Origin of the sequence: uncultured Allofournierella sp., assembly GCA_944382705.1 — a bacterium.
Classification (GTDB): Bacteria; Bacillota; Clostridia; order Oscillospirales; family Ruminococcaceae; genus Allofournierella.
The window spans coordinates 81,566-93,874 of the sequence record CALWNE010000053.1; the positions used below are offsets into that span (position 1 = coordinate 81,566).

General features: G+C 47.3%; 12 protein-coding genes and 7 tRNA genes. 13 read left to right on the forward strand and 6 right to left on the reverse strand.

What is annotated here, in order from left to right; translation table 11 throughout:
• Window positions 1–33 precede the first annotated feature (33 nt).
• From ACH2EM_RS08205 to ACH2EM_RS08215, 3 genes are all read left to right on the forward strand, one after another.
• A tRNA-Leu gene (locus tag ACH2EM_RS08205) sits at window positions 34–120 on the forward strand.
• 205 nt (window positions 121–325) lie between these two features.
• Window positions 326–994 (forward strand): pentapeptide repeat-containing protein, encoded by a 669-nt coding sequence (locus tag ACH2EM_RS08210; protein WP_395151744.1) that lies wholly within the window; start codon window positions 326–328, stop codon window positions 992–994.
• Between the two features lie 578 nt (window positions 995–1,572).
• Window positions 1,573–5,310, forward strand: a complete 3,738-nt coding sequence (locus ACH2EM_RS08215; RefSeq protein WP_395151746.1) for an exo-alpha-sialidase — start codon at window positions 1,573–1,575, stop codon at window positions 5,308–5,310.
• 285 nt (window positions 5,311–5,595) lie between these two features.
• On the opposite strand, the gene ACH2EM_RS08220 is transcribed toward ACH2EM_RS08215, so the two are convergent.
• A complete protein-coding gene (locus tag ACH2EM_RS08220; RefSeq protein ID WP_395151748.1) occupies window positions 5,596–6,129 on the reverse strand; it encodes an inorganic diphosphatase in 534 nt (177 codons plus the stop codon).
• 260 nt (window positions 6,130–6,389) lie between these two features.
• On the opposite strand from ACH2EM_RS08220, the gene ACH2EM_RS08225 reads away from it, so the two are divergent.
• The 6 genes from ACH2EM_RS08225 to ACH2EM_RS08250 all read left to right on the forward strand — a co-directional run bounded on the left by ACH2EM_RS08225 (window position 6,390) and on the right by ACH2EM_RS08250 (window position 7,388).
• Window positions 6,390–6,466: transfer RNA gene (locus ACH2EM_RS08225), tRNA-Arg, on the forward strand.
• A gap of 6 nt (window positions 6,467–6,472) precedes the next feature.
• Window positions 6,473–6,549, forward strand: a tRNA-His gene (locus ACH2EM_RS08230).
• 45 nt (window positions 6,550–6,594) lie between these two features.
• Window positions 6,595–6,669 (forward strand) — tRNA-Gln (locus ACH2EM_RS08235).
• Window positions 6,670–7,104: 435 nt separating this feature from the next.
• A tRNA-Gly gene (locus ACH2EM_RS08240) sits at window positions 7,105–7,180 on the forward strand.
• A gap of 6 nt (window positions 7,181–7,186) precedes the next feature.
• Window positions 7,187–7,262: transfer RNA gene (locus ACH2EM_RS08245), tRNA-Cys, on the forward strand.
• 34 nt (window positions 7,263–7,296) lie between these two features.
• Window positions 7,297–7,388: transfer RNA gene (locus ACH2EM_RS08250), tRNA-Ser, on the forward strand.
• A 78-nt stretch (window positions 7,389–7,466) separates the two neighbouring features.
• Here ACH2EM_RS08250 and ACH2EM_RS08255 read toward each other — a convergent pair.
• The 4 genes from ACH2EM_RS08255 to ACH2EM_RS08270 form a co-directional block, all read right to left on the reverse strand.
• Window positions 7,467–8,546, reverse strand: a complete 1,080-nt coding sequence (locus tag ACH2EM_RS08255) for a tyrosine-type recombinase/integrase (protein WP_395151750.1) — start codon at window positions 8,544–8,546, stop codon at window positions 7,467–7,469.
• 268 nt (window positions 8,547–8,814) lie between these two features.
• Window positions 8,815–9,579, reverse strand: coding sequence for a type II toxin-antitoxin system PemK/MazF family toxin (locus tag ACH2EM_RS08260; RefSeq protein WP_395151752.1), 765 nt, complete (start codon window positions 9,577–9,579; stop codon window positions 8,815–8,817).
• 149 nt (window positions 9,580–9,728) lie between these two features.
• Window positions 9,729–10,070 (reverse strand): NINE protein, encoded by a 342-nt coding sequence (locus ACH2EM_RS08265; protein ID WP_395151754.1) that lies wholly within the window; start codon window positions 10,068–10,070, stop codon window positions 9,729–9,731.
• Window positions 10,071–10,165: 95 nt separating this feature from the next.
• Window positions 10,166–10,795: a LexA family protein gene (locus ACH2EM_RS08270; RefSeq protein WP_395151756.1), complete on the reverse strand. Its 630-nt coding sequence runs from the start codon at window positions 10,793–10,795 to the stop codon at window positions 10,166–10,168.
• Between the two features lie 146 nt (window positions 10,796–10,941).
• Here ACH2EM_RS08270 and ACH2EM_RS08275 point away from each other — a divergent pair, with 146 nt between their 5' ends.
• A complete protein-coding gene (locus tag ACH2EM_RS08275) occupies window positions 10,942–11,148 on the forward strand; it encodes a hypothetical protein (RefSeq protein ID WP_395151758.1) in 207 nt (68 codons plus the stop codon).
• 77 nt (window positions 11,149–11,225) lie between these two features.
• Complete coding sequence (locus ACH2EM_RS08280; protein ID WP_395151760.1) at window positions 11,226–11,405, forward strand: hypothetical protein; 180 nt, start codon at window positions 11,226–11,228, stop codon at window positions 11,403–11,405.
• Here ACH2EM_RS08280 and ACH2EM_RS08285 read toward each other — a convergent pair.
• Window positions 11,395–11,721 carry a hypothetical protein gene (locus ACH2EM_RS08285; RefSeq protein ID WP_395151762.1) on the reverse strand — a complete coding sequence of 109 codons (327 nt, stop codon included), beginning with the start codon at window positions 11,719–11,721 and terminating at the stop codon, window positions 11,395–11,397. The genes ACH2EM_RS08280 and ACH2EM_RS08285 overlap by 11 nt on opposite strands.
• Before the next feature lie 82 nt (window positions 11,722–11,803).
• Here ACH2EM_RS08285 and ACH2EM_RS08290 point away from each other — a divergent pair, with 82 nt between their 5' ends.
• Together ACH2EM_RS08290 and ACH2EM_RS08295 are read left to right on the forward strand one after the other, a co-directional pair.
• Window positions 11,804–12,031 carry a DUF739 family protein gene (locus ACH2EM_RS08290; RefSeq protein ID WP_395151764.1) on the forward strand — a complete coding sequence of 76 codons (228 nt, stop codon included), beginning with the start codon at window positions 11,804–11,806 and terminating at the stop codon, window positions 12,029–12,031.
• A gap of 11 nt (window positions 12,032–12,042) precedes the next feature.
• Window positions 12,043–12,177: a hypothetical protein gene (locus tag ACH2EM_RS08295; RefSeq protein WP_395151766.1), complete on the forward strand. Its 135-nt coding sequence runs from the start codon at window positions 12,043–12,045 to the stop codon at window positions 12,175–12,177.
• Window positions 12,178–12,309: the final 132 nt, after the last annotated feature.

Here is a 12,309-nt window from a genome sequence, read left to right on the forward strand (position 1 = left end):
ATGCAATCAATCAATGACTGCATACATATCCGTGCGGATGTGGCGGAATTGGCAGACGCGCTAGATTCAGGTTCTAGTGGTAGCGATACCGTGGGGGTTCAAGTCCCTTCATCCGCACCAAGCAAACACCCTGCAAAACAATGGTTTGCAGGGTGTTTTTTCGTTTAGAATATCCCCTCCGTGGCAGCATAGACGGAACCGTTGGCGCAATAGCTTTGCTTGGTGCGAAAGGGCAAGGGTGCAAGCTTGGTTGCTGGATAAGAGTTTGTGCTAAAATTGTACTAAAATAGAATGGATTTTACAAAATAAAAAGGAGAACACAACCTTGAGCACTGCACATAAAAACGGTTTGCAGCTGCCCTGCCTGCCAGCCCGGTTGGAGCAGGCGGAGCGGCCGGAAGAATTGATTTGGATGGCCCGCCACAGCGGTGAGGCTCTGAAAGGTTGGAGCATTGTGGGGGCAAATCTTGCAGGCGAGGATTTGCGGGAGCTGGAGCTGGAGGGCTGTGTGCTGCAGGGCTGTCGTCTGACAGGCTGCGATTTAAGGGAAAGCCGTTGGCAGGATGTGGTGCTGCGCCAGTGCGATGTATCCGGTGTACAGGCTGGCGAAAGCAGCTTTTGCCGGGTACACTGGCAGGATGTAAAGGCACTGGGAGCAGACCTGAGCAACAGCGGCTTTCATGGTTTGCTCATGGAGGATTGCCGTTTGGAACGGGTGAATTTTTCGGACAGCGTGTTCAAATTTGCCCGGATGTGCCGCTGCAATTTGACAGGAGCCTGGTTCCAGGAATGCCGACACAGCCAGCTGGAATGGGAGAACTGCACCCTGGTGGAAACAAACTTTTTTAAAACCCCGCTCAAGGGGGTGGATTTTACCAGCAGCCAGATGGAACGGCCTGTTTTGAGCGATACAGCCCAGGAGCTGAAGGGTGCCATAGTGAGCTGGGAGCAAGCCGCCCAGCTGGCTGCCCTGTTGGGCCTGGTGATTCGATAAGAGAGCAAAGAGCCAGGCTGCTCAGTCTTAAAAAAATAGAGGCTGCCCAGCAACAAAAGCTGGCAGCTGCGTGCAAAAAGCCTTCGGATGTGGTCGGTTTGGCCCATCCGGGGGTTTTTTTGTTGCCCATGATTAAGCTGGCGAAATTGGCAGGAATGCTGCCGTTGAATGTTTAAGCGATACAATCGCTAATATGGCTTGTTTTGGAAATAAGGTACAGAGGTTGTGCAGGCCAGGTTGAGCTGATGCAGATGAAAAATGCAAAAGATTGTGCGCAGGTATAACAACTGCACAAAAAAGCATGAGGAAATGTATGCAAAAGAAAAACACCAATTGCAATATCGTGCACAAAATGTTCACCAAAGCCTAAATCGATTTTTAAAATATTAAAAACAATATGGTTTTATGTATAATTTTAATTAAAATTTTGTTGATTATTTTTAGGAGTGATGCTTATAAAATGAAAAATTTGTTCCAGGCATTTAAGTTCGTATAATTCACCGAGTTTGCTTGCGGGAAAAACAGTTTCCGGTTCCCGGTTTGCAAACCCAAGTACTATGGAAAGGTTGTTTCAAACAATGCAGTTACAGTTTAAGCGAATCTTGGCGGTTTTGATGGCCATAACCATGATGCTCGGCACAGCTGCACCCGCATTTGCTGAAAGTGCAGAACCCTCTGCTTCCGGTCAGGTACAGGCTGAGCCCCAAACCGATGATGCAGCGGCTGAAATTGGTGCGGCTGAATTTAATGAGGAAGCACAGCTTTCCGATGAAGAATTGCAGCCTGTGGTTGATGAAGAGGCAGCAGACCCTTCGGTTTTGGCTCAAGCACCCGCAGAGGATGAGAAAGGGCAAGAGCAAGAGCTTGTGGATAACCATGACTCTCAGCAAACGGAGGAACATGTTCTGGAAAGCAATCAGCAGGAGACTGGGAGCAATAACAGCGGCGATTTGCGTTTAGCGGATGAAGCCAGCGAGAATGGCGGCGATGAAGTCAACCCTGATGATGTGGGCACTTTGCAGATTACTGCAAAGAATTTGACGGGAACGACCCAGGATCAGCCGTTTATTAAAGATGAAACTGGCCCCAGCCAGTACTTTCGTATTCCTTCGCTGTTTACCTTAAACAATGGCTGGCAGCTGGCAGTGTCCGACATTCGGTGGAGGACTACTGCGGACTCGCCCCAAAACCTGGACACCGTTGCTTCTGTATCCAAGGATGGCGGCAAGACCTGGGATTATCAGGTGGTAAACTACTTTGATGATATGTCCGATAAAACCACGGGCCAGTCCAGTGCTTCCTTCATTGACCCCGCTGTTGTACAGGGCAAGGATGGCAAAATTTATATGGTTGTGGATGCTTGTCCTTCTTATGTAGGCTTGATGTGGGGCAACCGTATGGGCTGGGAAAGCAGCGGTTTTGATGAGAAGGGCCGCTTAATCATTTTTCATGGTAATGCCGATGGTGACGCCCCCACCGATAAGAGTGTTTACCAGTGGCGCCTGGATATGAATGCAGAGCCCAAGGAAGTAACCGTTGGAGACACACTTTTGAAGTTGTATCCCATTGTTACCGAAGCAGACGAGCAGACCGGTACATGGGTGGATGCTGAGCTGAATGTGTACAGCTGGGATGGCGTGAGCCAGAATGTGATCCAAGAAGTCTGCGTACAGCAGGCAGCTGAGGGTGAGGCGGAGACTTGGGTACAGAAAAACCTGTTCTATCGTCAGTCGGATTGGAAGGTATATCCTGTATTCTACATTATGCTGCGCACCGGTGAGGTTCAGGGGGATACATTGGTTTGGGGTGAGCCCAAGCTGCTGGATATTAAGCTGTCGGAAAACGAGGCTTTTACCGGTGTGTGCCCTGGTGTTGGTGTAACCACAACCAATGCGGATGGCAGCGAGCGCATCTTGTTCCCTGTGTACGATAATGCTACCGGCAAGGAACTGGCCAGTGTGATTTACAGCGACGATGGCGGCGTTACCTGGCACCGGGGCAATCATGCCGATAACCTGAATGGCACCGGAAAGTCCAGTGAATCTCAGATTGTGAATCTGCCCAATGGCGATTTGCGTATGTATTCCCGCAACACTGTTGGCTGCATCAGCTACACCGACAGCCAGGATGGCGGTGTTACCTGGGGCCCTTATACCCAAGACGAAGCCTTGAAATACACATCCAACTGCATGGTTTCTTTTATTAATCTGGATGGTTTTGTCTGGAATGAGAATGGCACTGCATACGGCAATCTGATTGCGGCCTCCTACCCCCGTGACGGTGGCCGAAAAAGCGGTGTTGTCCGCATTGGTTCGATGGATGAATCCACCGGGCAGGTCACCTGGCTGAACAGTGATGAAGTTCGCTATCCCAACAGCTATATGTACTCCTGCCTAACCCAGATTGGCGGCAATGCGCTGGGGCTTTTGTATGAGACCCAGCAGCAGGAATGGGCTCCGGACTATGGATATATCTTCTACGAGCAATTCACAGTGGAAGATATTTTGGGCACCGGGTGGCATTACAGTGAGCAAATGATTGAAAAAGCTCCAGTTCTTCAGCTGAGTGATACGGTTCTGACTGTAAAGCAAGGCTGGACTGGTGTTTTGAGTGTCTCGCTGGAAAACATTGATGTGAATTCCATCCAGTGGAGTTCCGATGCTGAATTTGCAACCCTGCAGCCGCAGAATGACCAAAAGACCGTGGCCGTAAAGGCAGTAAAACCCGGTACGCAAACGATTGCCTGCGATGTAAGCTATCAGCTGCAGGGTAAGACTCAAACCACTCGGCTACTGGTATCGGTGTATGTATCCAGTGATGATGAGGTATTTATGCCGGAAGATTACGGTAGGAATGAAGGCAAAACCATTCAGGCTTATCTGGAAAAGGAAAAGAATGTTCTGGAAGAAGGCGTTTACGCTATCTATGCAGAAAATAGTGGCCGCATCCTGTACCATGCCAATGGTACCAGCAAAACCGACCAGCTGACCAGTGGAGGCTGGCAGCAGGGAACCGCCAATCGGGGCAACGAACTGAAACTGAACTCTGGTTTTGCTGCCACTCGCCAGCAGTGGAAGGTAGCAAAAGTGGAGGGCGGCTATACGCTGGAAAGCTGCGATCAGGCCGGGTATTACCTGAGCCTGGATGGAGCTGGAAACAATCACCTGCCTGTAAAGAACACACCCACTGTATTCCAGGCGGCCGTCACCGAAACCGGAAATGTGCTGTTGAGCGCACAGGTTGACGGAGTGGTTTATTATTTGAATCATAACAACAAATTCGGCGCATCGGAAAACAAGGGTGAAGGGTTTGGTTTTTACCAGCTGACTGATGAATACCTGGTTCTGGCCAATGGACTGCAGTCGCTGGCAAACCATGTGGAGACGCTCAAAGCTGAATGCTACGAAGAGGCTCAGTGGCAGACCTTGCAGCAGGCCCTGGCGGATGCGAACCGTGAGCTGAGTGCAAGCCATGTATACGCCAATGAGGAGGAAGTTGCCAAGGGATTGGAAAAAATTCAGCAGACCACCAAAACCCTGTATCTGGCTATGTGCGACCAGAAGAATCGGCAGATGGATGCAGTTGCTACACCTGTGCCCAGCGCAACGGCAACGCCCGCCCCGGAGGCAACTGCCACACCTGCACCCGGCGCAACGGCAACGCCTGGCCCGGAGGCAACCGCCACACCTGCACCCAGCGCAACGGCAACGCCTGCCCCGGAAGCAACCACGCCTTCGGCCTATCTGATTGTTGGTGCCTTGAATCAGGTATCTCAGAGCCTGCAAAACAAGGGATTCAAAACCGTTGAGCAAGTCAAAGAGACGATGACTAACAAGGCCCAGGAGGTGCTGAAGGGCGTAACTGCTCAGAGCATCCAGTTCTTTGATTTGGAATGGACTGGGGATGTTCCCGCCAGTGGTGTTCCTGTGGAGCTGCCTTATCCCACGGGAACCGGAAAGGATACCCATGATTTTGTGGTGCTCCACATGATGGATGAGGGAAATGGTGCTGGCCAGGTGGAAGTAATTAAAGTTACAGAGAATGAAAAGGGCTTGTATTTTGTGGCCCACAGCTTCTCGCCCTATGCCATCGCCTGGACCAAGGCGGAGCAGCAAGCAACCGCCACACCTGCGCCGGGCGCAACGGCAACGCCTGCCCCTCAGGTAACCGCAACGCCTGTACCCGTTGCAAATAAACTCAGTCCCGCTACCGGCGACAGTGCCGTCTCCATTGCTGCACTGATGACTGTTGCTATTGGTGCAGCAGCTGGACTTGTTGGTTTGGAGGTATGGCGCAAACGACGCAATACACAGTAAGCTGTATTTAAATCCGAGCGCACAACCTTGCTCAAAGCCCCACCCGTTTTTTGAACGGGTGGGGCTTTTGATTCCTATGGGGCAAAATGGCGGAATCTTTTTATGCAAGCTTTTGCTTGAAACCAAGGCAAAGGGGCCGCAAGGGGTAATTTGCGCCAGTGGCCCGGTGTTCCGCTGAAAAAGAAAAATGCCACTCCCGTTTGGGAATGGCGGTTTGCACAGCGCTTACAGTGATACGCTGCACCTTCAATAAAATGCAGAATGTGCTGATAGGTACAGGCGGGCTTATTTGCAGTATTTTTCTACATAATTATCCCGGCACTTCTGGATAATTTCCATGGCGGCTTCACGGCCTTGTTCTTCGTTTACCACGGTTTCTTTGCCTTCCAGGTTTTTGTATACCTGGAAGAAGTGGCGCATCTCACTGAACAGATGGCTGGGCAGCTCGTCGATGTCCCGGTAAGTATTGTAGGTAGGGTCACTAAAGGGGATGGCGATGATTTTTTCGTCCAGCTTGCCGCCGTCCATCATGGTGAACACGCCAATGGGGTAGCAGCGCACCAGGCTCATGGGCTGGATTACCTCACTGGACAGCACCAAAACATCCAGAGGGTCACCGTCGTCGGACAGGGTGCGGGGGATTAGGCCATAGTTTGCAGGATAGTGGGTGGAAGTGTACAGGATACGGTCCAGAATGATCATGCCGGTTTCTTTGTCCAGCTCGTATTTTTTCTTGGAACCTTTTTCAATTTCAATCACGGCGACAAAGTCGTCCACATTGATGCGAGAGGGGTTCATGTCGTGCCAGATATTTGCCATTACTTTCTCATCCTTTCCTGATGTCGCCTAAACGGCATCTGTTCTACTGGCCTATAATTATACCATATATAGGCAGAAAGAGATACCAGTGATATGCCAAAAAAATGACATACTTTCTGGTGGAAACGATGATTTTTGATGAAAATCGATCAGGCAAAATAAATTATAAAAAAATCAAAAAAATTCAAAAAAAGGTGTTGACATTTCGTCCCGGGCGTAGTATTATAATTGAGCAGCGTGTCCCAGGGAACAACGACTAAGCGCCCGTAGCTCAGGTGGATAGAGCAACTGCCTTCTAAGCAGTGGGCCGGGGGTTCGAGTCCCTCCGGGCGCACCATATGTGGTGGCTATGGCGCAGTTGGTTAGCGCGCCAGATTGTGGCTCTGGAGGCCGAGGGTTCGAATCCCTCTAGCCACCCCACTTTTTGAAAAAGCGAATTCGTCACGAGTTCGCTTTTTTCTATACTGGGTTGTCGCCAAGCGGTAAGGCACGGGACTTTGACTCCCGCATGCGTGGGTTCGAATCCCGCCAACCCAACCAGGAAACCAATCGCCCTGTGCGGTTGGTTTCTTTTTGTGTCTGGGCTGTGGCTCTGGAGCCGGCAAGCTGTCTGTGCTTCTTGCTTTGCTAAGTCTGGCACGGTTTTGCGGTGGCAGGCAGTTTGGCAGTGGTTGCAGAAAACCAATCCATGGGCAAAAGCGGGAAGGGGGATTGTACACCCTGAGCCATAAGGCTTGCCGATGCAAATTGCCCATACGGCGGGGATGGGCCGGGTGCACCTTATAAAAGAGCTTCAAGATGGACCGGTCGGAAATTTTAAAACGGTGGTTTTAGCTGCAAAAGAAGGGGCGGCCAGGCTGCTGCAAGGCCCGCAATGGAGGCAGAACAGAAGGTGTAAAAAAAATTTTTGAAAAAATTCAAAAAAAGGCTTGCATTTTTTATAGGGACATGGTATTATAACTGAGCGGTAAACATGCGGCTTTAGCTCATCTGGTAGAGCGCCACCTTGCCAAGGTGGAGGTAGCGAGTTCGATCCTCGTAAGCCGCTCCATTATTCGGTGCTGTAGCCAAGTTGGTAAGGCAAAGGTCTGCAAAACCTTCATTCACCAGTTCGAGTCTGGTCAGCACCTCCAACAGCAAAAACAGAGTTTCCTCTGTTTTATATATGGAAAGATGGCTGAGCTGGTCTAAGGCGCACGACTGGAAATCGTGTGTGGGCCATAAACCCACCGAGGGTTCGAATCCCTCTCTTTCCGCCATAAAACCCCCGGTAGAATACAGTTCTGCCGGGGGTTTTTCGTTGCAGGTACACAGAAAGGTACACACTTTAGTTTTTGTTAGCCGTTTTTTAATATCTTAGAGAAGATGTTATCCAGGTTTCGGCTGATTTCTTCGCCTTCGCCCTCAACATGGTGACCGTACACGCCATAGGTATCCATACTTTGGCTGTGTCCCACAAGTTTTTTCATCTGTGCCTCAGGAAGGGAATCGCTGATGCTCACAAAGGTGTGTCGGATTTCATAGGGTGCAATATCGGGTAGACCGTTGACTTTGCAATACCGTTTCCAACGGCTATGATAATGCTGAAGATTGCTGATGCAAAATACAGAGCTCTTTGGGCCTGTCCATTCATATTGTGTTTCGAGCACTTGACGAGCCAGGGTGGACAGATAAACCACACGCCGTGCGTTGTCGTTTTTGCCGGTAGTAGTTTCGCCATATGCATTAATCGCCCGGCGCAGCTCCAATCGGTTTCCGTGCCAATCCGACCATTGCAGCCCATTAATTTCACCGGGCCGCAATCCGGTCAGAACTTCCAGCCGATAGGCGTTGATGTACTCTTCGTTTATTCTTTTATTTCGCACAACGGTTGTACTAATATTAAAGAGTATCATTACATCTTTGGGCTGCAGTATTCTTTTTTCGCTCTTCTTAGCCGACTTGGATACCTCTAAATCTTCACCGGTAAGAGTAGTGTATCTATTTTTTCTGGCCCATTTTAAGAATGCGCACAAATCGGCCCGCAAGTTTTGCAGACTCTTTTTTGCGTATCCATCGGATAGGGCAGTATCAAGAACTTTTTGTAAGTCTCCTGTGGTTAGCTTGCCAATGGCCTTTGTGCCAATAACAGGCTCTATCTTATTACGCCAGCGCCCATCCATAGGGCGCCAGTTGCTCATTGATGTGGTAGCTTTTTTAGAAGTTAAAAATTGGTGATACAAAACACTAACTTTACTGCCGGTGCTTATTACAGAGTGTTCTAACCATTCATCCGCTTTTTTGTTGGCTTCACGCTGGCCGGTTCGGCCGGGCTTGGCACTGGTGAATGTTTTGCGGACGCCGTCCTTTTGGACATTGATCTGCCACCGCTTGCGGCTTTCAATCCACTTTGCGGTATTGGTTCGTTCGTTTGCCATAATAAAAAATACCTCCTTTAGGCGCACTTTACAAAGCCCACCCAAATGAGGTATAATACAGGTGTGTAGGCTGTATTTGCTCATTTGAGTGAACGGTTTATATAAAAGCCATTCTTGTAACAATAAGAATGGCTTTTATATTTTAATAAATAAAAAATGAGGGATAACTGTATTTCTACAGATACCCCTCAAAATCCTAATTGCGCTAATGCGCTGCCGCCGAAGCGGAAAAATTACATTAGGATTATAACATAGTATATACAAAAAATCAAGATTTATTACTATACTTTGAACCAGAAATGTATTTTTCACAAATTGCTTGCTCAATTTGCAACATATCGCGTTCCGATACCTTTACGTTGTAAAGAGAAGCTTTTGGGCTGACAGGTTCTTTTATTCGCATTTTGCTGATAGTAATAATTTGACTTACATTAGCAATACTTCCGCGCTTGAGGGTTTCCATTTTCTTCATACTAGCTTCAGCGGTGGAAATTTGCTCTTCCGCTAGTTTGTATAGATTACGGATTTCTGCCAAACGTTCATCATTTGGCAAAGGACTATCAGAAGTTTCAAAAAGAGAAAGTATAGTTTTACGTGCATTTTCTATTTGACAAGAGGTTTTCTCTTTTAGGGGGCCATAAATACCGTCTTGCAATAAAATTTTATTTGAGTTTGCAATAAAACCTTCCTTTTTAGAACCTAACGGAACTACGGTAACTGTATCACCTTTAAATCCATTTTGTTTATCTAAAACTACAGCGTAATGAAGACCACCTAATTCGGAGCCAATTCGAAATCCAAAATCAACGCTTACAATTTGCCGACGAGTTAATTTGGGTATAGACTGTGGATTGAAGGAAGATTCTCGTGAAAGAAAACGAGAATAGCTTTTTAACCAATACGACAAAAGTTGAGCCTTCTTAATATCTTTCCCAGAAGTAGATTTTCTCCACTTATCAAGTAAGTCGGATAATTCTTGAATTGCTTCGATGATATGTTGTTCGAGTTCTTTGTCTTCCATCTGTAATGCCATATAATAGATCACTCCGTTTGTATAATTTTAATGAAGATGTAACTCATAAATATATAGGCTGTATTGGCTCATCGGAGTGAACAGTTTCTTTTTATCCCCCATCGGTTGCCGCCGGTGGGGGATTTTTTATTTACACATAAGATTCAGGTTTACTGGCGTACGGGATTGCCTACATTGTCTTTAAATGCCCCAGCTTTGATTCGGATGAATGTGGGGATACCTGCTAAAACAAACACAATCCAAAGGGTAAGGGTAGAGGATAGCTTTTCGGAAAGTGTGATAGCGGCGCCGGTATCAGTATGAACAGAAGAACCCCATAGTGCAAAGGTTGCTACAACCAGCACAAAGGAAAGAAGAAGGTGGATAAATCCTTGCTTCAATCGACCTACATAGAAATAATGCAGACCAAAGACTCCAAACAAACTTAGATAAAATAATTTTTCAACTTGCTTTTTGCTTTTATCGCTGGTTGCGGTTGTGTAATTTGCCATGATTATCCTCCTAAATTTAAGATAATACACTAAATTAGCATATTATTTTAAATTCTACCAAATTATTGTGAAATGCACAATATAGATGGAAGGCACTATAATCTTCGGCAAAACCCAACAGCCTTACCTTCGATGCTTGCCCGGTTAATTTCATCCCCTACAAGAACAATAGGCTCAAAGGACGGATTTTCAGGTTGTAAAATGAGTTTTCCAGGATATTGATACACTCGCTTTAGTGTAGCTTCGTCGTCAATCAATACAGCGGCTATTTCGCCATTCTCGACAGTCGGTTGCTTGCGAATTGCCACCAAGTCTCCATCCTGTACACTCGGCAGCATACTATCGCCAACACAAATTAGGGTGAAATTAGCACGCCAACTAGATGGGATGCTATCGTAATCTTCGATGTTTTCCTCTGCGGTAATGGGAGTTCCGCAGGCAATTCGACCAATTCGAGGAACCCTGTCCGTTTCTGGTAGGGGACTGAATCCATGGGGGATTTGCCCTTCGTCCGTATCCATATCATCTTCTGTTTCCCCGGTCATGATAAAAGTGGGGCGAACCTTCAGGGCTTTTGCGTATAAATTGATTCGGTCACGGCGCATATTGGCAATAGAACCGCTTTCCCAGCGGCTAACCGTACCCTCGGAAACGCCTACCATATCGGCGATTTCTTTTTGTGTAAGACCGAGTTCTTTTCTTCGATCTGAGAGATAATTTCCCAACAGCATCTCCTCCCTTTATCATGTATTATATGCAGAATATTTCGTTTTTGCAAGTAAAAAACTAAAAAACAGGCAAAAAACTTGCGTAAATGTATTGACTTGCATAAACGCAAGTTGTATAATTCAGTTAACAGGAGGTGAGACGAATGTTTAAGCGCAATTTGTTTAAGGCAAAACTTGCAGAGTTTAATATGACAACAGAAATGGCCGCAAGAATTATTGGCTGCAATGTGACTACTCTTTATAGAAAGCTGAATGGAGAAAGTGATTTTACACGAAACGAAATTCAGCTTTTCCGAAAGAAGTTGAATTTGACAGCGCAGGAGATTGAATCAATTTTTTTTGCGCCATAACTTGCGTTTATGCAAGTTGCAGGAAAAGCGAACAGAAAGGAAACCATCATGGAAATCATCATTAAAGGAGGTAAGCCGTGAAGCTCAAAATTACACCGGCAGGGATATGGCTGGACGGCCAGAGACTTGAGGGTATCAGTCAGGTGGATATAAAGAATATCAACCCCACCAAAAGCATCCATGTGTTGCTGCACTTGAATGTGGATGAGGTTGATGTTCAATATCGTAGTTATGAACTAATGAGGGCTAAGGAATGAAGTTTGCGAGAAAAGAGAGCACCTCTTTTAATCCGTCCTTGAACCGGTTTTCCATGTAGATGATAGCCTGATCATTCAAATCACAATCGCCACCCAACAAGATACGAAGAAGATCGGCTTTGGCCAGTTCCAGCATAGCATCAGTGATATCTGATGCTTGCCAGTCAGTGATTGGCTCTAAGGTGGGAATTGTCCCTGCTTTAAAGCGACGGGCAGCCATTTTTGTAAAACCATTTTTGCGCCTGTTCAGAAATTCTTTATAAAGAACACAAAGTAATTTGTCAGCATCTTTCGAGATCGAAACCAAATTTTTCACCCCCTTTCCCGCTCATTGTAGCACAGCCGGAAAGGTACAAACAAGCAAAGCCCGCACAACGGCGGGCAGAAAGGAGAACTGAATGGCAAACCCAAACCAACGATTTAAGCAACTTCGGCGGGCCATCCAAGATGCTGGTTATCGTGACCGAGATTTTGCTGCCCAAATGGGAGAAAGCGGCTCATGGTTATCGAACCGGATGAATGGGCGGACGCCCTGGCAAGTAAGTGAAGCATTGCAGGTATTGACATTGCTGCAGCTGCCACCCGAAGATTTTTGCATCTATTTTAAAGACTGCGCAACAAGATAGGAGAACCAATTATGGAAAAACTGTTGATTTACTTACTGGCCCGTCTGCTGAAGACCCGTAGCGAGGACAGGACAGGCAATGTGGAACTGGCCCTGTACACCTCCAAAGAAATTTGGAAAGCAATGGAAAGGATGGACCGCAGATGAACAAAAAAAGAAAGCGCCCGACTGTTGCAGCAATCGAACGCTCAAACCCCTTGCGGGGCACCCTCCAAAAGAGTGCCCCCATTGTAACACAAAACCACCAGGGTTTGCAAGCTGTCTCCTGCCTGGGGTGGG